The sequence below is a fragment of the Streptomyces sp. NPDC026417 genome (assembly GCF_055567695.1).
In genome coordinates this window covers 120,197-144,180 of sequence record NZ_JBVHPY010000021.1, presented here as the reverse complement: position 1 = coordinate 144,180, position 23,984 = coordinate 120,197, and the positions used below count along the sequence as shown (strand labels likewise).

20 protein-coding genes are annotated in these 23,984 nt (G+C 71.1%); 15 read left to right on the top strand and 5 right to left on the bottom strand.

All coding sequences use genetic code 11. The features are described 5' to 3' along the window. Positions 1 to 2: 2 nt before the first annotated feature. The 4 genes from ACZ4NT_RS29430 to ACZ4NT_RS29415 all read left to right on the top strand — a co-directional run bounded on the left by ACZ4NT_RS29430 (position 3) and on the right by ACZ4NT_RS29415 (position 4,405). Positions 3 to 1,253, top strand: coding sequence for an MFS transporter (locus ACZ4NT_RS29430; protein ID WP_467728314.1), 1,251 nt, complete (start codon positions 3 to 5; stop codon positions 1,251 to 1,253). Positions 1,254 to 1,554: 301 nt separating this feature from the next. Beyond that, positions 1,555 to 3,135 carry an APC family permease gene (locus ACZ4NT_RS29425; RefSeq protein ID WP_121407793.1) on the top strand — a complete coding sequence of 527 codons (1,581 nt, stop codon included), beginning with the start codon at positions 1,555 to 1,557 and terminating at the stop codon, positions 3,133 to 3,135. Between the two features lie 32 nt (positions 3,136 to 3,167). Continuing rightward, positions 3,168 to 3,941 (top strand): SDR family NAD(P)-dependent oxidoreductase, encoded by a 774-nt coding sequence (locus ACZ4NT_RS29420; protein WP_467728313.1) that lies wholly within the window; start codon positions 3,168 to 3,170, stop codon positions 3,939 to 3,941. A gap of 74 nt (positions 3,942 to 4,015) precedes the next feature. Next, on the top strand, positions 4,016 to 4,405 hold the full coding sequence (locus tag ACZ4NT_RS29415) for a VOC family protein (RefSeq protein WP_121407791.1): 390 nt from the start codon (positions 4,016 to 4,018) through the stop codon (positions 4,403 to 4,405). Between the two features lie 240 nt (positions 4,406 to 4,645). On the opposite strand, the gene ACZ4NT_RS29410 is transcribed toward ACZ4NT_RS29415, so the two are convergent. Beyond that, a complete protein-coding gene (locus ACZ4NT_RS29410) occupies positions 4,646 to 5,044 on the bottom strand; it encodes a thiol-disulfide oxidoreductase DCC family protein (protein ID WP_467728312.1) in 399 nt (132 codons plus the stop codon). Between the two features lie 474 nt (positions 5,045 to 5,518). On the opposite strand from ACZ4NT_RS29410, the gene ACZ4NT_RS29405 reads away from it, so the two are divergent. Continuing rightward, positions 5,519 to 6,871 (top strand): phosphatase PAP2 family protein, encoded by a 1,353-nt coding sequence (locus ACZ4NT_RS29405; protein ID WP_467728351.1) that lies wholly within the window; start codon positions 5,519 to 5,521, stop codon positions 6,869 to 6,871. A 53-nt stretch (positions 6,872 to 6,924) separates the two neighbouring features. On the opposite strand, the gene ACZ4NT_RS29400 is transcribed toward ACZ4NT_RS29405, so the two are convergent. Further along, positions 6,925 to 7,077, bottom strand: a complete 153-nt coding sequence (locus ACZ4NT_RS29400; protein ID WP_467728311.1) for a hypothetical protein — start codon at positions 7,075 to 7,077, stop codon at positions 6,925 to 6,927. Between the two features lie 323 nt (positions 7,078 to 7,400). Between ACZ4NT_RS29400 and ACZ4NT_RS29395 the strand changes: the two genes are divergently transcribed. The 5 genes from ACZ4NT_RS29395 (at position 7,401) to ACZ4NT_RS29375 (ending at position 14,687) form a co-directional block, all read left to right on the top strand. Continuing rightward, a complete protein-coding gene (locus ACZ4NT_RS29395) occupies positions 7,401 to 9,074 on the top strand; it encodes a glycoside hydrolase family 27 protein (RefSeq protein WP_467728310.1) in 1,674 nt (557 codons plus the stop codon). Positions 9,075 to 9,598: 524 nt separating this feature from the next. Then, positions 9,599 to 10,465, top strand: a complete 867-nt coding sequence (locus tag ACZ4NT_RS29390) for an alpha/beta fold hydrolase (protein ID WP_121407786.1) — start codon at positions 9,599 to 9,601, stop codon at positions 10,463 to 10,465. Beyond that, complete coding sequence (locus tag ACZ4NT_RS29385; protein WP_121407785.1) at positions 10,462 to 11,781, top strand: beta-ketoacyl-[acyl-carrier-protein] synthase family protein; 1,320 nt, start codon at positions 10,462 to 10,464, stop codon at positions 11,779 to 11,781. The genes ACZ4NT_RS29390 and ACZ4NT_RS29385 overlap by 4 nt, the downstream gene beginning before the upstream one ends. Positions 11,782 to 12,071: 290 nt before the next feature. Beyond that, on the top strand, positions 12,072 to 13,388 hold the full coding sequence (locus tag ACZ4NT_RS29380) for a beta-ketoacyl synthase N-terminal-like domain-containing protein (protein WP_467728309.1): 1,317 nt from the start codon (positions 12,072 to 12,074) through the stop codon (positions 13,386 to 13,388). A 651-nt stretch (positions 13,389 to 14,039) separates the two neighbouring features. Then, positions 14,040 to 14,687: a tetratricopeptide repeat protein gene (locus tag ACZ4NT_RS29375; RefSeq protein WP_467728308.1), complete on the top strand. Its 648-nt coding sequence runs from the start codon at positions 14,040 to 14,042 to the stop codon at positions 14,685 to 14,687. Between the two features lie 184 nt (positions 14,688 to 14,871). On the opposite strand, the gene ACZ4NT_RS29370 is transcribed toward ACZ4NT_RS29375, so the two are convergent. Next, entirely contained in the window at positions 14,872 to 16,119 is a 1,248-nt protein-coding gene (locus ACZ4NT_RS29370; protein WP_467728307.1) for a Rieske 2Fe-2S domain-containing protein, read from the bottom strand. A 388-nt stretch (positions 16,120 to 16,507) separates the two neighbouring features. Here ACZ4NT_RS29370 and ACZ4NT_RS29365 point away from each other — a divergent pair, with 388 nt between their 5' ends. The 3 genes from ACZ4NT_RS29365 (at position 16,508) to ACZ4NT_RS29355 (ending at position 20,727) form a co-directional block, all read left to right on the top strand. After that, positions 16,508 to 16,975 carry a hypothetical protein gene (locus ACZ4NT_RS29365; protein ID WP_467728306.1) on the top strand — a complete coding sequence of 156 codons (468 nt, stop codon included), beginning with the start codon at positions 16,508 to 16,510 and terminating at the stop codon, positions 16,973 to 16,975. A gap of 285 nt (positions 16,976 to 17,260) precedes the next feature. After that, positions 17,261 to 17,905, top strand: a complete 645-nt coding sequence (locus tag ACZ4NT_RS29360) for a LysE family translocator (RefSeq protein WP_467728305.1) — start codon at positions 17,261 to 17,263, stop codon at positions 17,903 to 17,905. A 722-nt stretch (positions 17,906 to 18,627) separates the two neighbouring features. Continuing rightward, the gene (locus tag ACZ4NT_RS29355) at positions 18,628 to 20,727 is read left to right on the top strand and encodes a SpoIIE family protein phosphatase (protein WP_467728304.1); all 2,100 of its coding nucleotides are present in this window, start codon (positions 18,628 to 18,630) and stop codon (positions 20,725 to 20,727) included. A 204-nt stretch (positions 20,728 to 20,931) separates the two neighbouring features. Here ACZ4NT_RS29355 and ACZ4NT_RS29350 read toward each other — a convergent pair whose 3' ends face one another. Then, positions 20,932 to 21,408, bottom strand: a complete 477-nt coding sequence (locus ACZ4NT_RS29350; RefSeq protein WP_467728303.1) for a hypothetical protein — start codon at positions 21,406 to 21,408, stop codon at positions 20,932 to 20,934. A 460-nt stretch (positions 21,409 to 21,868) separates the two neighbouring features. Between ACZ4NT_RS29350 and ACZ4NT_RS29345 the strand changes: the two genes are divergently transcribed. Continuing rightward, a complete protein-coding gene (locus ACZ4NT_RS29345; RefSeq protein ID WP_121408628.1) occupies positions 21,869 to 22,108 on the top strand; it encodes a hypothetical protein in 240 nt (79 codons plus the stop codon). After that, on the top strand, positions 22,108 to 22,485 hold the full coding sequence (locus tag ACZ4NT_RS29340; protein ID WP_467728302.1) for a fic family toxin-antitoxin system, toxin component: 378 nt from the start codon (positions 22,108 to 22,110) through the stop codon (positions 22,483 to 22,485). The genes ACZ4NT_RS29345 and ACZ4NT_RS29340 overlap by 1 nt, the downstream gene beginning before the upstream one ends. A gap of 195 nt (positions 22,486 to 22,680) precedes the next feature. On the opposite strand, the gene ACZ4NT_RS29335 is transcribed toward ACZ4NT_RS29340, so the two are convergent. Then, entirely contained in the window at positions 22,681 to 23,883 is a 1,203-nt protein-coding gene (locus ACZ4NT_RS29335) for a L,D-transpeptidase (protein WP_467728301.1), read from the bottom strand. Positions 23,884 to 23,984 lie beyond the last annotated feature (101 nt).

The window sequence follows — 23,984 nt, the reverse complement described above, 5'->3', positions numbered from 1 at the left end:
CCATGGCCACGACCCGTCAGAAAGCCGGAGGCCTCGGCCTCCTCCACCTCGCCGTCTTCGGAGGCTACGCGGGCCAGCAGATCCTGACCCCGATCCTGCCTCCGCTGGCGCGGGAACTGTCCATCAGCGAGTTCCAGTACGGCATGGTGATGAGTGCCTCCGCCGCCGTGGTGGCGCTCGTCAGCCCCCTGTGGGGCCGCCGCGCCGACGCGTGGGGCCGCAAACCCCTCATGGTCGTGGCCCTGTTCGGCGCCGCCCTCGGCCTCGCGGCCTTCGCCGTCTTCGCCCACCTGGGGTTGCGCGGTGTGCTGGGCGCCACGACCGTCTTCGCGCTGCTCCTCCTGGCACGCGGCATCCTCTTCGGCGGTTCCCTCGCGGCCCTGCCGGTCGCGGCGCAGGCGTACGTCGCCGACACCACCGTGGAGGAGGGGGAGCGCGTCAAGGGGATCGCCCGCGTCGGCGCCGCCATCGGCCTCGCGCTCGTCCTCGGGCCGGGGCTCGGCGGACTCCTGGGCGACCTGGGCATGCTCCCGGCCCTCTACACCGCGCCCGCGCTGATCGCTCTCGTCGGCGTCGTGGTCTGGGTCTGGCTGCCCGCCGAGGAACGACACACCGATCGCAAGGCGGCACCGGGGCGCCTGAGCCCCCTGGACTCGCGCATCCGCAGGTTCCTGTTGTCCGGTGCGGTCATCTACCTCTCCACCAGCCTGCTCCAGTCCAGCATCGGATTCCTGCTGATGGACCGGCTCGACCTCACCGCCGCGCGGACGGTGGAGCTGTCCGGCTTCGTGCTCCTGGCCGGCGGCCTGCCGATGCTTCTCGTCCAGGGCGTGGTCATCCCCAAGCTGGCGTGGCGTCCGCAGCGCCTCCTGCGCGTGGGCGTGCCGCTGACCGCGGTCGCCTTCGTCGCCATCTGCCTCGCCGACTCGCTGCCCGTCTTCCTGGCCGCCGTCACCCTGTCCGGCCTCGGCCACAGCCTCGCCATCCCCGGCTACAACTCGGCGATGAGCCTTGGTGTCGGACCCGACGAACAGGGCAGCGCGGCGGGACTCAGCGCGTCCGTCAACGCCCTCACCCTCGTCCTCGGCCCGCTCGCGGCGACCAGCCTCTACCAGGTCGACCCCGCGCTGCCGTTCGCGGTCGGGGCGATCGTGCTCGCCTCCCTGCTCCTGCTCCTCGCCCGCCGGACCGCCGTGCCCGGCGCGGTCCCGCACGAGGAGGAACCGGCCCCCGCCTCCAGCACCCCGCACTGACGGCGCAGGGGCCAACCGCCCGTCCCCACACCCGCCCGCGCGTACGTGCCCGGCACCCGCCGGGCGCGTACGCCCCGATTCGCCGGGCCCGCAGCGTGCGCAGACCGTACGCGGGCCCGCAGCCACAACCGCCTTTGTCCGAGGTCCGCGGCTGGAGCCGTCCTGCGCATGAGCGGCGGCCGCAGCCCGCGCACGCTCCCGGCCCGCACCGGTCCGACGCATGGCCCGTGCGGGGACCGGGACCGGCCCCGCCCGCCCCGAAACCGTGACGCCCCCGAGGCCACCCCACCCGGAGACACACATGTCCGCACCGCCCGTGCCCCCCGTCCTGCATGAGCACGCACCGCAAGCCACCCGGCCCGAGGAAGGGCTCCGCCGTGAACTCGGCCGGTGGAGCCTGACCGCCATCGCCTTCGGCGGCATGATCGGCTCGGGCTGGCTCTTCAGCGCCTACTACGCGGCGCAGACGGCGGGCCCCGCCGCGCTCCTTTCCTGGCCCCTCGCGGGCGCCGCGATGATGCTCGTCGGCCTCGTCCTCGTGCAGCTCGGCGCGACCCGCCCCCGGGCCGGAGGAATGGTCCGCTGGCCCCTGGAGGCCAACGGCGCCCTGGTCGGGACGGCCATAGGCTGGGCCGTCCTCCTCTCCGTCGCCAGCGCCCTCGCCGCCGAGGCGTCGGCCATCGCGCAGTACGCCGGCCACTACGTCCCCGGCCTGTACCGGGACGGACAGCTCACGCCGCGGGGCATCGGCGCGGCCGTCGTGCTCCTGGCGGCGCTCGCCCTCCTCAACTGGTTCGGCGTCCGGCTGTTCGCCCGGATCACCACGGCCCTCACCGTCTTCAAGTTCGGCGTCCCGCTGGTCACCATCGCCGTCCTGATCGCCGCGGGCTTCGACTCGGACACCATCGAGGCGGGCGGCGGCTTCGCCCCCTACGGCTGGTCGGCGCCGCTCGCGGCCGTGGCCGGCGCGGGCATCATCTACACCTTCAACGGATTCGCGGCACCCATCGAGCTGTCCGCCGAGGCCCGCGACCCGCGCCGCGATCTGCCCCGTGCCGTCGTCACCGCCATCGTCCTGGCGATCGTGCTCTACACCGTCCTCCAACTGGTCTTCCTGGTCACGGTCCCGTCCGACTGGCTGGCGGGCGGCTGGCACGGACTCAACTTCGACTCGCCCTTCGGCCAGCTCGCGCTGGCCCTCAACATCGGCTGGCTCGCGACGCTGATCTACGCGGACGCCGTCCTCTCGCCGACCGGCGCCGCCGGGATCTTCGTCGCCTCCGGCAGCCGCGAGACGTACGCGGCCGCACGCAACGGCGTCCTGCCCTCCTTCTTCGCCTCCGTGCACCCCGCGTCCGGCGTCCCCCGGCGGACCCTTCTCGCCAACTTCGTCCTCGCCACGGTCTTCCTCGTCCCCTTCCGCGGCTGGCAGGAGATCATCGGCGTCGTCGGGGTGCTGTCCCTGCTGACCTACGCGGCCTGCTCCGTCGCCGTGAGCACCTTCCGCGCGACGGACCACCAGGCGCGCACCTGGCGGATGCGGGGCATGGGCTGGATCGCGCCCGCCGGGTTCGTCGTGTCCACGGAACTGATCCACTGGGCGGGCTGGCACCACCTGCGCGCGGCGATCCCCCTGATGCTGGCCGCCCTGGTCCTGTTCGCCGTCCGGTACCGTCAAGATCGTGACGAGCTGGTCGCCGAACTCCGGTCCGGAGCCTGGTTCCTGGGCTACCTGCTGTTGCTCTTCGTCGCGGCGGCCGTGGGGTCCACCGGCGGCTCCGGGCAGGTGCCCGCGCCCTGGGACTCCGTCGCGGTGGGCGGCGCTGCACTGCTCGTCCACCGATGGGGTGTCCGCTCCGGCGCCCGTCGTGACCTGACCTGACCGACCCGATGGACCCGACTCGGAGGCTTTCCATGACACGCACCGTGGTAGTGAGCGGCGGCGGCACCGGCATCGGCCGCGCGGTGTGCGCGGCGTTCGCCGCAGAGGGCGCCCGGATCATCGCCGTCGGGCGGCGGGAGGACGTGCTGACCCGTACGGCGAAGGAGCTCACCGAACGGCACACGGCCCAGGGCGGGCAGGTGCGGGCACTGGCCGCCGACCTCACGATCCCCGAGGAAGCCGACCGGGTACGGGACGAACTGCGCGCCGAGTACGGGACGGTGGACGTCCTGGTGAACTCGGCCGGCGGCAATGTCCTGATCGGCGCCCCGGAGGGAGCGGACGAGGGCACCGCGGGAGCGGCCTGGCACTGGTCGGAGAACTTCCGCGCCAACGTCCTCACCGCCGTCCTGCTCACCGAGGCGCTCAGCCCGGTGATCGCCTCTCCCGGCGGCAGGATCGTGATGATCAGCTCGATCGCCGCGTACCGCGGCTCGGGCGCCGGGTCGTACGCGGGCGCGAAGGCGGCGCTGCATCCCTACGTCTACGACCTGGCCGCCGCGCTGGGACCCCAGGGCGTGACCGTGAACGCGGTGGCGCCCGGCTACATCGCGGAGACCGAGTTCTTCGGCGCCCAGGGCAACGCCGGCTCCCGCCACGACCTGCTGGTGAGCCAGACCCACACCGGCCGTGCGGGCGTCCCCGGGGACGTCGCGAGCACGGTGCAGTGGCTCTGCTCCCCGTCGGCGTCCCAGGTGACGGCACAGATCGTTCAGGTCAACGGCGGCGCCGAACGGGGCCGCTGACCCGCCTTTCCGCATCCCCCAGGAGTCCTCCGGCCGGGAGCGCGGCGATCGGTTCGCCCGTAGGCTCCACTGTCATGGGGTCACCGATGTCCTTCATCCATCACGTCGGAGTGTTCGCCTCGGACTTCGAGGCCAGCGAAAGGTTCTACAGCGCTTCGCTGGCGGAACTGGGGATCACTCCTGGATACCGGGCGGACGGCGTCGCGGAGTACTGGCACCCGGACCGGGACACGCCCTCCGTGTCCTTGGAGCGGGCGGACGGGGCTACCGCGACGACCAAGGGGATGCACCTGGCGTTCGCGGCCGGCAGCCGGGCTGCGGTGGACGCCTTCCACGCCGCTGCCGTCGCGGCGGGCGGGACCTCCCGGCACGCGCCGCGGCATTGGCGTGAGTACCGCGCCTACTGCGCGTTCGTCAGCGACCCCGACGGCAACAACATCGAGGCCGTGCACAAGGAGCAGTAGTCGGCCCTCCGCGACCGGTCGGTCGCGGAGGGCCGACTGAACCCGCCGCACGACCCCGCCCGCTGGACCCCGCACATCACCCTCGGCCGCGAGGCCGCGTGGACCGGCCGGGACGACGGCCTGTGCCCGGAGAACCCGAAGCCGTCCGGTGTCCTGACAGGCCACTGGACCGGCGCGCGGCACCACGAATCGACCACCCGCACCCGCACGACCGACGCCCCCAGCCCCTGACCCGTACGCCTATCCCTGCAGTCCCGCGGAATCCCCGCCTCCGGGCAGGGCGCAGGCCGCGGTTCCTCCCGGCAGACGCCCGCGATGGTTCGCCACGAGGCGGTAGGCACCGTGAGCGGCCCAGCGCACCGGTGGAAGGGTGAGCACGGCTCCCGCCACGGCCCAGGCACCGCCGCCGCTCATCAGCGCCTTCGCCACGGCCTGCACGCCCCCGTACACCTGCCCGGGCGGGGTCACCCACAGCGCCTCGTACTGCGCCCGGCGCCGGTCGGTACCGAGCGCCGGCAGGTCCGCGTCCTGCCAGGCGACGGCGTCACAACGCGGCCGCACCACGCGCTGGAGGGTGCCCACGGCCGTGGTGCAGAAGCCGCAGTCCCCGTCGAAGACAAGCACAGATCGGGTACGCACACATCCATGGTGCCGCATCAAGGCGGAGCCCGAGCCCAGTGACCCCGGTACGGTCGTGGCCGCCGAGGCGCATCTCGTCACCGACGCCGGTGAGTCGACGCGGCCGGTGTTGCCGGTTCCCGCGGGTTTCGCTCTGCCCGGGGCGGGCGTTGGTCCGGGCGGGGCGCGGTGGTTGGCGGGATCGGGATCGTCGAAGCGCAGCAGGCCGGACTTCCCTGCTGGGCCGGCAGGGGGGAGGGCTAGGATTCCCTGCGGGGCTTCGTGCGGGCGCGTCAGGCGCGGGTGGTCCGGCGGGGGAACGGCCGGCGCCGCCGGTCGACGGCGATGGGGGCCCCGCCGAGTCCGGACCGGGACGGGATCGCCAGATACGGGGCGCCAAGGCCGGACGGGTTCGGAACCCGCGTCGTGTTCTCTCCGTCTTGCCTGGGCGGACGGCATAACCGGCATCTAGTGAAGCGGTCTGGCTTGATACACATACGGCGTCAATCACGAGCGGGGCTGTGGGCCGCGGCGGCGGTCGCGGTCCTCGGGTTCCTCATAGCCCTGGAATTCGCCGTACGCCACTACGGCATGCCGGGTCCGCTCACGACCCAGGCGCGAGAAGTGCTGTTCCCGCCCAAATCCGGCGGACTGCTGTACGCCGGCATGGCCTTGATGATGGTGGTCCTCACCTGGCGGCAGAGGTTCATCGCGCTGGGCGCTGCGATCGGCATCGACGTCGTCTTCTGCGGGGTCCGCTGGGCCGCCGACATCAAGGTGGTCGACGGCCACCCCTTCGGCAACGGCGCGCTGTGGGTGACCCTGGCCTGTGCGGTCATCGCCCTCACCCGTCGCACCGGCCGGGAACGCGTCCTGCTGCTGAAGGGCGTGGGGCTGGCCCTGCTCCTGATAGCCGGCCGCAAGACCGGCGACGCCTGGCTGTTCCTCACCGCCCGGACCCGCCCCATGGTGCTCGACCAGTACATGGCGGCCACCGACCACGCACTCGGCGATCCGTCCTGGCTCATGGGACGGATCGTCACCGCCTCCGGGCCGATCGGCTTCAACGCCCTCGACTTCGTCTACGGCCAGCTTCCGGTGGCCGCCGTCGTCGTCGCGCTGTACCAACTGCGCCACGTGGCCGCCGATCGCCGCTTCCCACGCCACCACCTGGTGCGCACCTTCCTCGTGATAGGCCTCCTCGGTCCGGCCTTCTACATGATCTTCCCGGTGGTCGGTCCGCTCTTCGCGTACGGCACCGGCGCCGAGCACTGGGAGGGCGTCAGCCTGTGGGCGCCGCACATGCCGCCCAGCGCGCCCTGGGCCGTGGCCGACCTGTGGCCGCGGACGCTGCCGGCGATCGGCGACCCGCACCTCATGCCGTTCGACGAGATCACCCCCCGGAACTGCATGCCGAGCCTGCACACCGCGTGGGCCACAGCGATCTTCATCCACTCCCGCAAGGGCTCGCGTGTACTGCGCTACGCCGGCACGTTCTGGCTGATCGCCACCCTCGCCGCGACGCTCGGCTTCGGCTACCACTACGGCGCCGACCTCATCGCCGGTGTGGTGTTCACCCTCACGATCGAAGGAGCTCTGCGCGCCTTCGACCACGGCTGGGACCGGTCGGCTACCTATCTGGTCGCCTACGGCTCGACCGTCCTCGTCGCGCTCCTGGTGGCCTACCGCTACCTGCCGCTGGAGATGGCCGCGTACCCCTGGCTGGCGGGCCCGCTGCTGCTCCTCGCCATGGCCTCGGTGATCTACGGCTACAGGCGCACGACCGCCGCGTGGGAACCGAAGACGCTGCCCGCCCCGCAGCCGACCCCGCAACCCGAACTGATCTGACGGCTCGGCGGTCCGAGGCCGGGCGACGACGGGCCACCGGCACGGCGCCCGGCTCAGGTGACCGCGGCGGCGTTGTCGGTGGTGCGAGATACGATCACCGCCTCGATGCGCCGGACGGAGATCGTGAGGGACTCGCGGCCACGGGGGTGGGTCGCACAGGCCCCGGCATCCGGCTCGGGACCGGAGACGTCTTGCCGCAGCCCCACCCCCCTCCTCACGGCACTGATGCCGCCGGTCCGCCGACCCCGCCGACGCGGCTCGTCTCGGCAGGATCCGGTCCGTGTCGAATGCGGAGCCGATGACGATCTCCGCGTGGGGCTCGGGGTCGGCCGGCGCGATGGACGCGAGGTGCGACGCCTGGCGGTCCCGAAGGGCGAGCCGTGTCGAGCGGTGAGCGCTATCCGTGCCACCCCGGTGCCGCACAACCGTGCGCACCCCCTTGACACCTTCACCTGCCGACGGTCTGATGTGCTCGCTTTCGTTCGTCTCTGTTGGATTCTGCCATCCGGCATGCCCCGAGGAGCCGCACATGCTGCACGAACGACACAGTTTCAGACACCGTTTAGCGGCTTCGGCCGCCTCGCTCGCGCTGGCCACGGGTGGTCTGACCGGCGCTGTCGCGGTGACCGCGGGAGTCGCGGCGAGTGTGCAAGTCGCCGCCGTCGCCGCGGCGCCGGAGGCTGCCGCGCTCGACAACGGCCTGGCCCGGACCCCACAGATGGGGTTCAACAACTGGAACACCACGGGCTGCGGAGCGCAGTTCAACGAGGCGATGGTCAGGGGCATCGCCGACACCTTCGTCTCGAAGGGCCTCAAAGCCGCGGGCTACACGTACGTCAACCTCGACGACTGCTGGGCGCTGCCCTCCCGGGACGCCGCCGGCAACCTGGTCGCCGACCCGGTGCGCTTCCCCAACGGCATCAAAGCCGTCGCGGACTACGTGCATTCCAAGGGTCTGAAATTCGGCATCTATTCCAGCGCGGGCACCAAGACCTGCGCGAACAACGGCTTCCCCGGCGGCCTCGGGCACGAGAAGCAGGATGCCGACCTGTGGGCCTCCTGGGGCGTGGACTACCTGAAGTACGACAACTGCAACAACACCGGCGTCGACGCGCAGACCCGCTACAAGGCGATGGGCGACGCGCTCAAGGCCACCGGCCGGCCCATCCTCTACAGCATCTGCGAGTGGGGCTCCAACCAGCCCTGGAACTGGGCGCCGCCCATCGGCAACTCCTGGCGCACCACCGGTGACATCAGCGACACGTGGTCAAGCATGATCGACATTGCCCACAGGAACCAGCCCCTGGCGCAGTACGCCAAGCCCGGCGCCTGGAACGACCCGGACATGCTGGAAGTCGGCAACGGCGGCATGACCGACACGGAGTACCGCACCCACTTCAGCCTGTGGGCGCAGATGGCCGCACCCCTGCTCATCGGCAGCGACGTCCGCACCGCCAGCCCGGCGACGCTGAGCATCCTGAACAACAAGGATGTCATCGCCGTCGACCAGGACCCCCTCGGCAAGCAGGGCACGGTCGTCTCCTCCTCCGGCGGCCGCGTCGTCATGACCAAGCAGCTCGCCAACGGCGACCGCTCGGTCACCCTGACCAACGAGAACGGATCCGCCGCCACGGTGAGCACCACGGCCACCGCGGCCGGATTGCCGGCCGCCTCCTCGTACCGGCTCGCGAACCTGTGGTCCAAGGCGGTGTCGTCGACCGGCGGAACGATCAGCGCGTCAGTGCCCGCGCACGGCACCGTGATGTACCGGGTCTCGGTCGGCACCGGCAGCAGCACCGGCACGACCCACCCGTTGATCAGCGCCTCCTCCCAGCGATGCCTCGACGCGGAGGGCGCTGGAACGGAGCCCGGCACCCGTATCGTCATCTGGGACTGTCACGGCCGAGCCAACCAGTCCGTGACGCTGACCGCCGCCGGTGAGCTGCGCCTCTACAACGGCTCGCAGTGCCTCGACGCGAACGACAATCAGACGGACCCGGGCACCGTGGTCCAACTGTGGACCTGCAACGGTGGGTCCAATCAGCAGTGGAAGCTCAACCCCGACGGGACCGTCACCGGTACCCAGTCGGGCCTCTGCCTCGACGTCACGGGCGGGGACAAGCCCGCCGGGAACGTCAACGGCACCGCGCTGGAGTTGTGGACCTGCAACGGTGGAGCCAACCAGCAGTGGAGCCTCGGCTGATCCGTTCTGCCGCGTGAACACGGACCCGCCACACGTGTGCGCCCCGCACGTGTGGCGGGTCCACGAGCAGGGAGGGACGGCGGACCTGTCTCCCGCCCGATCAGCCAGCCCAGGGCCTGTCTGCCGTGGCTCTCGCGGGGACCGGCCCGGTGACCCCGGCGGGTCCCCGCCGCTGTCCGGTACCGACCCTCACGGCACCGGTCCCGCTGTCGCGGCTCCAGCGGGCGCACCGGGCAGGCCCTAGTGCGGCTCAAGGTGTACGGGTGAGGCTCGGGCCGTCTGCCCCTGTCCGCCGATCCGCCGGTCGGCCCGCTCGTCGGTGTGCCCGGAGGCTCAGTGCTGTCGGCCGGCCGGCTGTTCGGCAGGCAGGGGCGTGGGTTGTCCAGACGGACGGGCCGTGGATCCAGGGGCTGTTGGGGAGGATGCGGCGAACTCGTCCCTGCGGCGGGTGAGCGGTGTTGCGGCAGGGCCGGTGGTGCGGGCGTGGTGGGTGCCGCGGGTTGGTGCGAACTGAGGGGTGAGGGATGGCTTTCCCGGCAGGCACGGGTGCGGGCGCGGAACTGGCTGCGGGCACCGGCACGAGCGCGAGCGCAGGCACGGGTGCGAGACCGTACCCCGGCGGGCGTACCGGCGGGGATGGCGGTGTGGTGCGGCTGCATTGCCTGGCGCATGCGGGCGCGGGGGTGGCGAGTTACCGCGGCTGGCCCAAGGCGGTGGGCCCCGGGGTCGAGGTGGTGGCGACGACGCTGCCGGGGCGTGATCACCGCCGGCGTGAGCGGCGGGTGACGGATCGGGCGGAGCTGCTGGCTGATCTGATGCCCGGGTTGGCGGCGTCGGCGAGGTCGGGCCCGTACGCGCTGTACGGACACAGTCTGGGCGCTCTGGTTGCGTATACGTTGACGCGGGCGTTGGCGGAAGCAGGAGTGCCGGCGCCTCTGTTCTTGGCGGTGGGGGCATGCCTGCCGCCGCACGTGGCCACGGCGTTGGTGGGGGCGGCGGATGCAGGGGACGAAGTACTGCTGCCGCTGCTCGACGAGTTGGGGTCACTACCGCGCGGTGCGTCCGGTGCGCCGGGGGGTCTGTGGCATCGCAGTGTGCTCCCGGTGTTGCGGGACGACCTGCGGCTGGCGGCCTCGCTGCGTGCTGCAGCGATGGACACGGTCACCGGGGGCCGGGTCGAGGTGCCGGTGCTGGTGTTCGCGGGGCGGGACGACCCACTTGCCGTGCCGTCGGCGCTGGAGGACTGGCGGCAGTGGGCGGCCGGCCCGGTGGGCGTACGCACGGTTGCGGGGGATCACTTCTTCGCCGGTGCACCGAATCTGGCCCGGATGGTGGGGCAGGCCTGCCGCGACCTGTCCGGCACGGCCGCGGTGGGGGGCGGGGCACGGTGAGACGGGTCGTGGTCACCGGACTGGGGGTGGTGGCACCTGGCGGAGTGGGGGTGGGTGCGTTCTGGGCGCTGCTGACGTCGGGCCGGACCGCGACCGTGCCGGTGTCGCTCTTCGACGCCGGTGCCCACCGCTCGAAGGTCGCCGCCGAGGTCGATTTCGACCCGGTCGCGCACGGGTTCACGCTGGCGGACACCGAACGCCTCGACCGGGCCGCACAGTTCGTCATGGTGGCCGCTCGTGAGGCCCTCGCGGACAGCGGAGTCACGTCGGCCGGTGCACCTCGCAGCCCAGCCGCCACCGGCACGCCCGTCGACGAGATCGAGGGCGGGGGTGGGAGTGGGCCGCTGGGAGTGTGCGTAGGCAGTGCGGCGGGTTCGGTGACAGCGCTCACCTCCCAGTACGCGCTGGTCAGCGATTTCGGTGCCCGCCGGGTGGATGCCGGCCGCGCTTCCCCGCAGCTGTTCGACTACTTCGCGCCGAGTTCGCTCGCGGCGCTCGTGGCACGCCAGTGCGGCGCTCGGGGACCGGTCAGCGGCATCTCCAGCGGCTGCACCGCGGGTCTGGACGCGATCGCTCACGCGGGGGATCTGATCCGCGAGGGCAGCGCGGAGGTGATGGTTGCCGGCGGGACGGAGGCGCCGATCTCACCGGTGGTCATGGCCTGCTTCGACCGGATCCGCCTCACCACCGGCCGCAACGGCGAACCGGCGTCCGCGTGCCGGCCCTTCGACCGCACCCGGGACGGCTTCGTGCTGGGCGAGGGCGCCGCGATGGTGGTGCTGGAGGAACTCCAGCACGCGCGGCGACGCGGGGCGCACGTCTATGCGGAGGTGTCGGGCTACGCGTCCTGCAGCAGCGCCCACCACATGACGGGGCTGCGGGCAGGTGGTGAGGAGAGCGCCCGGGCGATCCGCGGGGCGCTGGACGCGGCGCGGTTGAACCCGGTGGATGTGGACTACGTCAGCGCGCACGGCGCGGCCACCCGGCCCGGGGACCGGCACGAGACGAACGCCCTGAAAGGCGGGCTGGGCGAGCATGCGCGACGAGTCCCGGTCAGCTCCATCCGGTCGATGATCGGGCACGCGCTGGGGGCGGCCGGAGCGCTGGACGTGGTGGCCGGAGCACTGGCCATCAAGCACAGTACGGTGCCGCCGACAGCGAACCTGCGTCAGCCCGACCCGGCCTGCGATCTCGACTACACCCCGCTCGTCGCCCGCGAGCAGCGCACCCACACCGTGCTCGCGCTGGCCAGCGGCTTCGGAGGCTTTCACAGTGCCGCCGTGCTGACCCGGCCTCGGCTGAAGGAGACGGCATGAACCTCCGCCCCCGCCCGCAGCCCCCTCGTGGCCGGCCTGCCGATCCGTCGCGGTCAGCCGGTTCCGGAACCGCCGCACCCGCCTGCTACGCGTCCGGTCGTACGCAGGTCGGTACCGGCCCGTCCACGGCCGACGGGACCGGGCATGCCGGGACGGGCGGTGGGGCGGGTCCCGGTACGGAGCCCGGTGGCACGGCAGCCGCCGGAACGCAGCCTCGTGGCGCGGCGCCCTCCGGTACGGCGGCCGGTGATGGGACGCCCTCCGGTGCGGCGACCGGCGGACGTGGAGCGATGGACGCCGCCGGTTCCCCCTCCGCCGGTGTGAGTCGTGCGGACAAGGCGGGGAACTCTGCGGAGGAACGTCCGAGGCCGGCCCGTGGACGCCGGAGTCGCGATGCGGGGGAGGCGGTCGTCACGGGGGTCGGAGTGGTGGCCCCCAACGGGCTGTGCACACGCGCATGGTGGAAGGCGTTGCTGCAGGGACGCAGCGGGATCGGTGCGATCACTCGCTTCGACACCGAGGGGTGCGCGGTACGTGTGGCCGGTGAGGTGTCCGGCTTTGTGGATGCGCAACACATTCCCAGCCGACTGCTGCCCTCCACCGACCGGACCACACGCCTGGCGCTGACGGCAGCCCGCGAAGCGCTGCAGGACTCCGGTGCCGACCTCGCCCAACTGCCCCCACACGCCGCCGGGGTGATCACCGCCAGTTGCGCGGGGGCCAGCGAGTTCGGCCAGCGGGAGCTGCAGGCGTTGTGGGCGGGGGGTGCCCGGCACGTCAGCGCCTATCAGTCGATCGCCTGGTTCCCGGCGGCGGGCGCGGCGCAGATCTCCATCAGTCACCAGTTGCGCGGGCCCGGGTCCACCATCGACAGCGAACAGGCCGGCGGCATCGACGCGTTGGCCGCCGCTCGGCGCCGGCTGCGCGGCGGTGCCCGGTTGATGGTCACAGGCGGCGTCGACTCGATGCTGTGCCCGTGGGGCTTCGCGGCCCATCTGGCGGACGGGCGGATGAGCACCGTCGACGACCCGGCGCGCGCCTATCTGCCCTTCGACGCCAAGGCCAGCGGGTATGTGGTGGGGGAGGGCGGTGCCCTGCTCGTCGTGGAGGACGCTGCCACCGCCGCCCGACGTGGCCGCGCGGTGTACGCCAGTGTCGCCGGGTGCGCCGCCACCTTCGACGCACCCGACCGTCCCGGGCTGCGCGAGGCCGCCGAACTCGCCCTGGCCGACGCGGGTATCGCCCCCGGGCAGGTCGATGTGGTGTTCGCGGACGGAGCCGGTGAGCGGGCGGCGGACCGCGAGGAGGCCGCCGTGCTGTGCGCCCTGTTCGGACCGGCGGGGGTCCCGGTCACGGTGCCCAAGTCGATGACGGGACGGCTGGGGGCGGGGGGCTCGTCCCTGGACGTGGCCGCGGCGCTGTGGGCGCTGCGGGAGAAGGTGATCCCGCCGACCGCAGGCACCCGCCGACCGGCCGACGACTGCCCGCTGGACCTGGTCGTGGCCCGGCCCCGCCAGCTGCCTCGCCTGCGTACCGCCCTGGTTCTTGCCCGCGGCCGGGGCGGCTTCAACTCCGCGACGGTCCTGCGCGCCCCGCCCTCGCCCTGACCCCCACCAGCCCCCCGCCCCCCGGGTGCCGGCCACCCCGGGCGGCGGGGCCCCGATCCTCCGATGGTCGGCGTTCCGTGCCGCCCGCCCCTCAAATCTCAGGGACAGTTCGCGCCGCACGCCCAGGGCCGTCACGTCGTTGCGGACGGCAGCCACGAACCGTCTCGCTTCCACCGCAAGGACGGACCAGGAGACCGGGAGACCGGGTAGGACCACACGTCCGGCTCGGAAACGGAACCAACATGCCTGCCCTCTGACGACCCCGCGATGCGCACCTCACCCACATCCGCGTAGGACATCGCATCGAACGCGAAGTCACCGTGGTCGCCATCCGGCAGCCGGAGCCATTGCGCCAGACCTCGCGCCAACTCGACCACGGGAAAAGAGCCCCACGGGGCACTCCGCCCGGTGTAGTAGGCCATGAACCACCGGCCTCGGCTTCATCCCCGAGGCCCCGCGGTCACCGGACCTCGCACTTGGCTCCATGCACGTATCACGTTCGTTCCCGGTGCAGTTTTACCCGGCCGGGAGCCTCTCGAGTCCGCCGGCGTGGTGGCTGGTACGCGCTGTGTCCCCCGACAAAGTCCGGTCTCCCCGGGAGCGTGGAGATAGTCTCGGCGTTGTCATCGTCCAACGGGGAGGGGCCGAAGTATGCAGGGACGGGACTGGATTGAACGGGCGGGAGAGCTGTTCGAAGCGGCGATGTTCGGCGGGGACACCTCCGCGCTGGAGCGGTCTGATGACGTGCTGGATGCCGTCGAGGCGCAGCTTTCCTTGGCGCGGGGCAAGGTATTGCACGTTCGGTTCCTGAACGACCGCGAGGAGAACGGCCAGGAACTGGTGCTGTTCGAGCGCGCGGCCGAGTTGTACAACCGTCTGGGAGACACATCGGGTGAGGCGGACGCGTTGTTCTGGGTCGGCTGCTGGCATCAGGTCGTCAAGGGCGACGGTGGAGCCGGCAGACCGTACTTGGAGCGGTCGTACGCGCTGGCGAAATCCGTCGACGACCGGATGACGATGTCCTACGCGGTTCGCCATCTCGGCTTTGCCGACAGGGAAGCAGGCCACTTCGACCAGGCCCGCGAGCGTCTGACCGAATCGGTGACCCTGCGCCGGGAGATCGGCTTCAGGGCCGGGGAAGCGGCCGGTCTGGTGGCACTGGCCTACCTCGCGTCTGAAACCGGCGACTCAGCGGCGGCGTTCCGCCACCTCGACGAGGCCCAAAATATCTCCGAGAGCTGCGGTGCCAAGGCCGTCTCGGGGTGGATCGACCAAGCCCGAACGTTCATGCGCTCCTAGGCTATGGCTCCGCGTCTTCGCAGGTGGGCCCGGTTGGGGCGGGTGTCGCGTTCCCGGTCGGCCTGCACGCGGGTCGCGTGCGCGGGGGTGGCCAGGACCGGTCCTGGGCACCAAAAATGCCCCCAGGACCGATCGCCCCCGTGCGGGGACGCCTCGCCCGGAGCCACCGCTTGCGGGGAGTCCGTCATCCCCGGGTCGGGTCGGCTGCCGCCTCGTGGGAAGCCGCCGCCCGTGCAGCGTCCTGGACGCCCGCTTGTAGCGCCGGCTGGGCAAGGCCGCACTCGGACACGTCTGACGGACGCAGCGGCACCCCGTTGCTGCGCAGCACGTCGCGGACGTCGAGGATCAGGGGGAACACCTCGTGATTGCGGTCTTCGCCCTGCTCGTCCCAGGCGCGCTGTTCGGCCTCGACCGCCATGCGGTCCTGGGCGAAGACGCGCTCGGTGAAGCGGCGGATGAGTGGCCACGCGAGGTGGATCGCCCCCGGCACCGACGGCTTCGCGATCGTCAGCAGGCCGTAGGCGTGGTTCACCCGCTGCTCGGCGTCCTCTGGAACGTAGGCGGCCCACAGCGAGAACGCGGGCGTGTCCGTGCCGTCGGGAACGCCCCGCAGCGTCTGGTAGGGGTACTCCGTGCGGATGGTGATGACGTCGGGCGTGTTCTTGCCGTCGCTCCCCTCCGCGGACAACAGACCGGCCCCCCGGTCCTTGCGGCCTCCCGCCGGGACGAACAGGTAGCGCGCCTCGACGTGTCGCGGGCCGCTCTCGTACCCGAGCAACTCGGGCTGGATTCTGCCCAGCACACTGCGATGCAGGAACTGGTGGTTCATGTCGAGCAGGTTCTCGTGCATGAACGAGTAGTGGCACCGGACGGTCCGGGAGAACGTCATGGTCCGGTGGGCGGGGGAGTGATACTCGGGCAACGACGGGAACGGAGCCGTCCCGGCCAGGGACCGGTCTCCGGGAAACACGAACACCAGTCCGTACGCCTCGCGGACCGGATACGAGCGCACGCCGCGCGGCGGCCGTTCGCACCCCTTGGGCAGGTAGGGGATCTGCGAGATGCGCCCGTCGCCCCGATAGGCCCAGGCGTGATAGCAGCAGCGCAGGATGTCGCCTTCCACCACGCCCATGCTCAGCGGCACCTGGCGGTGTGCGCAGCGGTCCTCCAATGCGTGGACGGTGCCGCTGCGCCCGCGGTAGAGGGCGATCCGCTCACCCGCGAAGGCGGTCGCGAAGGTGCGGTTGCGCCGTACGCTCCGAGAGGTCGCCACCGGATACCAGTGATCGGGGGAGATGCCGATGCGCCGCAGGTCCGTGGCCGCACCGGAGCGAGCCGACGGGCGGGAGTCCGCGAGAGGACGGGCGGGCGTAGCGGGACTGCTGGCAATGTGCCGGTCCGCTCCGGGGCTGCCGGGTCGGGCCTCGGTCATGGACTGTGCTCCCTTGCAGTCAAGCTTGCAGTCAAGAACGGGCGACGAGCGGCGATGGAGCCACGATCGGCTCACGCTCTCTCGCTCCTCGGCCACCCACCGATCCGTGGCCCTGGACGATCCGCACGCCGCGGAGGGCTCCCGTTTCCTACGTTCACCGGGGGAGCCCCGAATGGCAACCGCGGTGATGCGTTGGCGCGACATCCGACCGCACGGCCGGGCTGCGCCAGGCTGGGGATGCTGCAGTGTCGGCCCAGCCTCTCGTCGACCGTCTCGCCGGCACCGGTCCGGCCCCGATTGATCAGCCTGCGAACCCGCTACCCGAACGTGTGTTCAGTAGTATCGCGTCGGCTGGAAGAGCTTCCCGCCCGACGAATCGAGTGAGCCCATGAGCGACGATGTCCTCTCCGTCATTCCCACCGACCCCCACTGGCAGCCGGAGCAGGCTGCGGCTGACCGTGCTGCGTCGATCGTGGAAGGCCTGGCCCCCGGGCTCCCCGACGGCGTCGACGCCGAGATCGACGTCACCTGGCACGACGCGCTCACCGTCGTCGACTGTGGTGACAACCTGCAAAAGATCGGGTGTCCCCACTGTGGCGCGTCGATCGACACCGAGTGGTGGGCCGATCTACTCGAAGCGCACAGCGACGACGGTTTCACAACCCTCGCCGCGGTGGTTCCCTGCTGCGGCGCCGCGACCTCGCTGGACGCACTGGACTACGACTGGCCCTGTGGCTTTGCCCGATTCGAGATTGCCGTCTGGAACCCTGAGCGTGACTGGTTCAGCGACGAGGAGCTGACCGCCATCGGGGAGGCGCTCGGACATCAAGTGCAGCAAGTCAGGGCCCGCATATGACGCGCCTGCCACCGCGCATCGCGAGCTCATGTTCGGCAGCTGCCAGGCACCGCTTCACGTGCGGGTGCGGTACCTCCTCCCAGCACCTTGCTGAGGAAGGCGCCGACGATGTGACGTCTCGGCCGTTTTCGCCAGGCGAACAGAGCCGGGGTGCCTGAAAATGCCATGCAGCCAAGCCGTATCCTGCAGCGGCGAGACAAGCGGTGCTGATGCTTCGTAGGCGCCCGCCGCAAGGTATGCCCCTGTCCGTCTCGGACGCCTGATGCACGACCAGGAGGTCGACCGGTGATCACCCTGACCGCAGTCGGAGGGGTGGCCCTGGTCGAACTGGGCATGGCCCTGACTCCAGGCCCGAACATGATCCACCTCGCCTCTCGTGCGATCACTCAAGGCCGCAGGGCCGGTCTGGTCAGCCTCAGCGGGACCGCCGTGGGATTCCTGTGCTATCTGCTGGCTGCGGCTGCGGGCCTGTCCGCGCTGTTCGCCGCTGTGCCGCTGGCGTTCACCGTGGTCAAGCTGGCCGGAGCCGCCTACCTGGCCTACCTTGCCTGGGGCATGCTCAAGCCCGGCGGGCGCTCGCCCTTCGCCCCGAACCAGGACCTGCCGCCGGTCTCCGACGCCCGCCTGTTCTCGATGGGGCTGCTGACCAACCTGCTCAACCCCAAGATCGCTCTCATGTATGCCGCCCTACTGCCCCAGTTCCTGGACCCGCAGGCAGGTCCGGCCTGGGGCCAACTGCTCCAACTCGGCGGTGTACAGATCATTGTGGGGATTTCCGTGAACGCTTTGATCATGCTGGGCGCAGCACGGGTGTCGGGGTTCCTGGCCGCCAGGCCCCGCGCCATGACCGCCCAGCGGTTCACCGCGGGCAGCCTGCTCGGCGCCTTCGCGCTGCGGACCGCACTGTCCCGCACACCAGCCTCTGCCTAGGGCCCGGCATCGCCAGCTGGTCCGGCGGTTTGATGGTTTGACGTCACCTTCAGCGAGGGCCCCGCGCTGGGTGTCGTGGAGGACGCAAGACGCCAGCCGACGGGAGACGGCACCGCTCAGAGGTCAGGCGCACCCAGAGATCGCAAGGCCGGGTGAAACCGGCGCCATGGGTGCTGGAAGGCGCCTCTCTGCGGCGGTTCCGGCCCGTCGAACGAGTCTGGAAGCAGGTGCACGTCCCCGCCGCCCGGTCTGCTGGGTCCGACCGATCCGGGCGCGACGCGCGTGACATTTCGAGCTGCCGGGTTCCTTCGCGGTACGCCGCCGCCGGACGACACAAGCCCCCTGGCGAAGGCGCCGCCGACGCCCGGGACGCCACCGTTCACGAGCGACCCGGGGAGAAACCCGCGGCCATGAAGCGAGGGACCACATCAGCGCGGTGGACGCGAGATGATCGGTGTCAGGCTGATTTCCTTGCCCATGCGCGGCGAGGTGGTCGCCGGAGCCGCCGGATTGGCGTAAGGCGGGGTGACCACGCCGGGGGCGGCCGAGGAACCGGCGCTGCCAAGCCTGCGCCGGGGGCGGGTTTCCCGTATGACTGCCGTCCTCCGGGCAGCGCTTGCGCCCGCGGATGCAGCGATCCGGTACGCGGAGGACGCTGAAAGCACGTCCGGGGTGCGGCGGCGCGCCGGCGTGAGCGTGAACGGTACCGGGAGGTGATCTGCATGGCACGCGACGATGCCGGCCCGCTCGTGGACGAGGCGGCCCTTGCGATGCTGGACGCGTTGTTCGAGCAGTCACCGATCGGGCTGCATCTGCTGGACACCGAATTGCGGGTGCTGCGGGTCAACACCGCGACTCCCGCCATGCGAGGTCTGGCCCCGGACGAGCTGGTGGGGCGCCCGGTCCGCGAGGCCTACAGCATGGTCGATGCCGACGTCGAGCGTCTGCTCAGCGGGGTCCTGGACACCGGAGTGCCCCTGCTGCGACGGCTCATCGATGCTCGCATCCATGGGGACCTCCGGCACTACGAGGTGACCGCACTGCGTTTGCAGAGCGCGAGTGGAAGTGTGCTCGGTGTGGCGGTCGCCGTGGTCGACGTCACCGGCCGTGAACGAGCCCAGGCCCGGATCGGCGTGCTCGGTGCCGTACGGGGGGACGTGGGTCGCACGCTGGATCCGGCCGTGACCGGCGAGGAATTCGTGAACGCCGTGGTCCCCGCTTTTGCCGATGTCGCCATTGTGGAGGTCGTGCACGCGGTGATCCGGGGCGACGACCCGCCGTTGGCCCCGCCATCCCCGGGCACACCGCTGATGCGTACGGCGTTCCTCAGCAGCCGAACACGCCCGCCCCAGGCCCACCAGGTGGGGGATGTGCACGGTCTCCCCGCCCCCACCCCCTTCACCCAGGCCCTGTCCGACTTGCGCCCGCGCGTGGTCACCCTGAATCCGACCGCCCCGTGGTTGTCCGTGGATCCCGCGCGTGCGGCGGCGATCGAGTCGGCGCAGGCCCATTCCCTCCTCGTCGTCCCGCTGGCGCTGCGCGAAGCGGCCCTCGGCCTGATCAGCCTCTACCGAACCGGAGACTCACCTCCCTTCGATTCAGACGACCAGGAGCTGGCAGTGGAGTTGGCTGCCCACACGGCCCTCTGCATCGACAACGGTCGCCGCTACGCACGTGAGCACACCATCGCGGCCACGGTGCAGCGGGAGTTGTTGCCTCGCCGCCCGGAGACCCACACGTGCTTGGAGGCCGCCTACCTCTCCATCACAGGAGTCGCCCCCGGTGCCTGGTACGACACGATCGCCCTCTCCAGCGCCCGTACCGCACTCGTCGTCGGCAGCGTGTCCGGACGCGGGCTGAATGCCGCCGCCACCATGGGACAGCTACGCACCGCCGTGCGCTCCCTGGCAGCGTTCGATCTGCCCCCTGAGGAACTTGTGGCCCGTCTGCACGGCACCGCCGCCCAGCTCGCGGCCGAACGCGCCGACCTCTCAGTCGGCGACCCCCTACGCCGTGAGGCGCTCACCGCCGACTGCGTGTACGCGGTACACGATCCGTTGACCGGCATCTGCACCCTGGCCGCGGCCGGTGATCTCACCCCTGTCGTCGTGCGCCCCGACGGCGGCACGGACGTGCCCCGCACCCTGGCCGGGCCAAGCCTGGGTACGGCGCAGAAGGCTCCGTTCGCTGCCAGCGAGGTGGAGGTGCCGGACGGTAGCGTGCTGGTCTTCTGCAGCGACCCGCTTCTCACGTCGTATCTGGTGGGAGCCTCGGGCCCGCTGGCCTCGGCGCCCGACTTCCGGGACCGCTCGCTCCAGGACCTGTGCGACGCACTTGTGTATGCGCTACCGCCGGACCTGGGCATCAACGATGCCGCCGTGATCGTCGCGCGCACCCGGACCTTTCCACCCGATCGGCGCGCGTCGTGGCAGCTGGATCCGGTCCCTACGGCCGTGGCCGCCGCCCGACACCGTACCCGCGAACAGCTCGCAAGGTGGGGCGTGGACGACGAGACAGCGCAGGACACTCAGCTCATCGTCAGCGAACTCGTCACCAACGCCGTCCGGTACGGCAGCCCTCCCATCGAGCTCCGCCTGATCCACGACCGCCGCACCGTGACGTGCGAAGTGCGGGACGGCGATTCCTCCGCTCCCCATCTGCGGCACGCCGGCGCCGCAGAGGAGGGCGGACGCGGCCTGTTCATCGCCGCTCAGCTGGCCCAGACGTGGGGGACGCGATACACGCCACCGGGGAAAACCATCTGGACCGAGCAGACGCTGCCACCTGTTCGTGGCAGCACATGGCCAGGCGGCCGGCGCTGAAGACAACACCGCAAGCCTCGGCCGGAAACGTGCCTCCGGGTGAGACCCCGTATGCCGAGACAGCATGCGGGCGGGTCGCGGCGACGGCGAGGGGGCCCGCACTCTGCTGTGGTGTCAGCGAGATCCCGCCCGCCCTCACGCGGCCTGCGCGCCCCCAAGGGCAGGCCGTTGCGGGCTCGCTCCTGTAGTGGCGTGCAGCCGTGATCAGGGGCAGGAACTGGAGCTCTGACCGATGACGTGGGCGTCCGCGTTGTCCGCCGCCTTGACGTAGGCGGCCGTCGTGCCGCGCCGGTCGTAGGTCCGGGTGAAGTCGGAGCCCAGGTCAACAATGAACTTCACCTTGTAGCAGTACCCGGCGTCGATGCGCAGCGTGTCCCAGTCCTCTCGGTACGGCGTGTGGCCACCGTTCACGGACAGGTAGTAGGTCGCCTGTGGCACATCGTCGCTCTTGCAGGTCGGTTGAGTGGCGGTCCACGAACCCGTGCTGTCTCCGGCGCGACACCAGTTCTTGAGCGCCGTCGCTCCCAGATTGGTGTCGTTGACCGACGATGAGCAACCCGCGACACCGCAACTCGCGCCTGCACTGGCTGTGTTGGCTGAACCGAGTACGGCGACGAACGCCATTGTGGTGACCGCCACGGCCGCTCTGCCGAGCCCCACCGGCACCTTCTTGAGCCTCATGAAGACTTCCTCCTCCAACTCGGCACGCATTGGCGTAGACCTTTCGGGGAAGGTAGTGCCTGCTTCGCCTCTGCGCCACGCCTCCGACCGAAGAGGTCTGACCGTAACTCGCCTGTCGGCATGACTAGTTGAGTGCCGTATTTCGCTAGGGGGCCTTCTGTGCCGGTCGGGCTCGCCCCTTCGCGACTCCGCGCTTGGATGGGACCTCGGCCCTCTCGCCGGGAACGCCCTCGCGTGATTGCCGCGCCTTTTCGGTCTGTGTATCCGTTCCTGGTGGCCGGTAGAGGGATGGCGGACGGCCGGCCTCGATCGCGGCCGGACCGAGGGGTCCTGGCGGGGCGGGATCGGCGGGTGGGCCATGGCTCGGCCGCTGTCGGAGTTCGTGGCGACGTCGTGGGCGGCGGCCGGGAATGGCGCCGGCGGACTCGACTGTGATGGTAACACCTGTTACCATGCCTCCATGGCCAAGACGCAACTGGGTGCACGTGTGGACGAGGATGTGGCGGAGCTCGCCAAGAAGCGTGCTGCCGATCTCGGGCTGGGGGTCGGGGACTACCTCGCCCGGCTCGTGCACGAGGACGCCAGTGGGCTGCGTGCCCAAGCCGTCGACGCGGCTGCTCGCTTCTTGGCGGAACACCAGGCAGTTTTCGATGAAGCCGAGGAAGCCCAGCAGGCGGCTCGGGGAACGCACGCGGCCTGATGGAACTGCACATCGATGTCCCCTGGATCCTGCAGGTCACCGAGGCGGCCGGAGCGAACGATCCGGCCCCTGACGACTATGGAGTCCCGGTCTCGGCGATCGCACGCCACCGGGCCGAATTGCTCGAACAGCCGGTGTACAGCGGTCCTTATGCCAAGGCTGCGGCCTTGGTGCACACGCTGGGCCGTTGCCGCTGGCTGGAGCGCTCCAACATGGCGGTCGCCGCTGCCACAGGGGTGATGTACCTCGACGCTGCCGGGATTCCCGTCAAACCCGGCCATCAGGATGCGGTGGCCCTCAAGGATCTGTTGCTCGACCCTGCCTGTACCGCAGGGAAGATCGCGGCCCTGCTGCGGGCCTGGCCGACCGCCACCTGAGACACGAACAGCTACGACCTCGCCGGGAGCCTCGGCCGGAGGCGTCCTTCCTTCGATGTCCCGACCGCCCGGCGTCCGTGAGCCTCACCGGCTCGATCCTCAAGGGGACGACCCGCCGGGCCTCCTGGAGACAGGGTCGAGGTCGGCATGGCGTGGTCCTGCACCGCGCCGCCCGACAGGTAGGCGCCGTCCTCCTCAGCGCAGTGCACTCTTGGCCTGCCAGTCGGTCCACGACACGTTCCACACGCCGAAGCCGTTCCCCGGAGCGACCACGCCCTTGGTGTCCTTGCCCGTGATTTCGAACGGGTCGCCCGGCCGTACCTGCCTGTAGAACCAGGCCGCGTCCGCGTCGCTCATGCCTATGCAGCCCGAACTGTGGTTCGCGCGGCCGAAGTAGGGGGCGTTCCAGGGTGCGGCGTGCGCGTACATGCCCGACCAGGTCAGCCGCATCGAGTAGTTGACCGTCTTGTCGTAGGCGTCACCGAGGCCGACGGTCTCGGAATTCATGTTGATGGTGCGTTCCTTGGCCATGAGCACGGCCGTTCCGCGCCAGGAGCGCTTGTCTCCACCGGGTGTGCCGCCGGAGACCGGGATGCTCCGGACGGTCTTGCCGTCGCGTAGCAGGGTGAGCCGGTGGCGGTCGAGGTCGACCCGGGCGATCTGGCGGGTGCCGACGGTGAAGTGCGTGGTGTAGTCGCGTACGAACCAACCGCCGTCAGGGCCCGAGTCGGTGCCGTCCAGTTCGGCGTCCACCGTGACCTTCGTCCCCGGCTTCCAGTACGACTTCGGACGCCAGTCGACCCGGTCCCTGCCCGACCAGTCGCGTATCCAGCCCCAAGAGCCCAGCGTGCCTTCCGAGGTGGTGACCTTGAGGTGTTTCTCGACTTCGGAGCGGTTCTTGACCGGGCGGTCGAAGACGAGGGAGATCGGCTGGGCGACGCCGACGGTGGTGTCGGCGCCCGGGCGCCAGTCGACCTTGTTGACACTGTCCGCCTCCACGGTGGTGAAGGATGCCTTCGTCGTGCCGGTGGTGCCACGCTCCGTCCGGGTCGTGGCGGCGACCGTGTACGCAGTGCCGGGGGAGGCTTTGCGGTCGGAGACCCACCGTCGGCCGTCGTCCGCGACCTTGCCGTGCAGCCGCCGGCCTTCGGCGTCTGTGACGGTCACCGAGGTGAGACGGCCGTGCGCGGCCGTGACCGTCACCGGCCGACCGGGCGCGGCATGCCGCCCCTTGAGCGAGATGGTGACCGCGACGGGGCGGTCCGCGGACTTCGCCACCCGGGGCGGGTGCGAAGCGGAAGCGGACGAACTCGGCGAGCAGGCGGCAAGAGGCGCGAGCAGGGCTGCGGCGACGACGGCCCGTATCGGGGCATGGGTGAACACACGTGCGCGATGCATGGAAACCTCCAGGACGGACGACTCCGCCGATGACGAGCGGACTGCCTCGACCCTAGAGGCGGAAAACGCCAGGTCAGGCGCTATCGAGGACTATGACGGCG

Excerpts from the sequence above, each read along its gene's own strand:
- ACZ4NT_RS29430 (WP_467728314.1), top strand. The coding sequence starts at position 3 with ATGGCCACGACCCGTCAGAAAGCCGGAGGCCTCGGCCTCCTCCACCTC.
- ACZ4NT_RS29425 (WP_121407793.1), top strand. The coding sequence starts at position 1,555 with ATGTCCGCACCGCCCGTGCCCCCCGTCCTGCATGAGCACGCACCGCAA.
- ACZ4NT_RS29420 (WP_467728313.1), top strand. The coding sequence starts at position 3,168 with ATGACACGCACCGTGGTAGTGAGCGGCGGCGGCACCGGCATCGGCCGC.
- ACZ4NT_RS29415 (WP_121407791.1), top strand. The coding sequence starts at position 4,016 with ATGGGGTCACCGATGTCCTTCATCCATCACGTCGGAGTGTTCGCCTCG.
- ACZ4NT_RS29395 (WP_467728310.1), top strand. The coding sequence starts at position 7,401 with ATGCTGCACGAACGACACAGTTTCAGACACCGTTTAGCGGCTTCGGCC.
- ACZ4NT_RS29390 (WP_121407786.1), top strand. The coding sequence starts at position 9,599 with ATGGCTTTCCCGGCAGGCACGGGTGCGGGCGCGGAACTGGCTGCGGGC.
- ACZ4NT_RS29380 (WP_467728309.1), top strand. The coding sequence starts at position 12,072 with ATGGACGCCGCCGGTTCCCCCTCCGCCGGTGTGAGTCGTGCGGACAAG.
- ACZ4NT_RS29375 (WP_467728308.1), top strand. The coding sequence starts at position 14,040 with ATGCAGGGACGGGACTGGATTGAACGGGCGGGAGAGCTGTTCGAAGCG.
- ACZ4NT_RS29370 (WP_467728307.1), bottom strand. The coding sequence starts at position 16,119 with ATGACCGAGGCCCGACCCGGCAGCCCCGGAGCGGACCGGCACATTGCC.
- ACZ4NT_RS29365 (WP_467728306.1), top strand. The coding sequence starts at position 16,508 with ATGAGCGACGATGTCCTCTCCGTCATTCCCACCGACCCCCACTGGCAG.
- ACZ4NT_RS29355 (WP_467728304.1), top strand. The coding sequence starts at position 18,628 with ATGGCACGCGACGATGCCGGCCCGCTCGTGGACGAGGCGGCCCTTGCG.
- ACZ4NT_RS29350 (WP_467728303.1), bottom strand. The coding sequence starts at position 21,408 with ATGAGGCTCAAGAAGGTGCCGGTGGGGCTCGGCAGAGCGGCCGTGGCG.
- ACZ4NT_RS29345 (WP_121408628.1), top strand. The coding sequence starts at position 21,869 with ATGGCCAAGACGCAACTGGGTGCACGTGTGGACGAGGATGTGGCGGAG.
- ACZ4NT_RS29340 (WP_467728302.1), top strand. The coding sequence starts at position 22,108 with ATGGAACTGCACATCGATGTCCCCTGGATCCTGCAGGTCACCGAGGCG.
- ACZ4NT_RS29335 (WP_467728301.1), bottom strand. The coding sequence starts at position 23,883 with ATGCATCGCGCACGTGTGTTCACCCATGCCCCGATACGGGCCGTCGTC.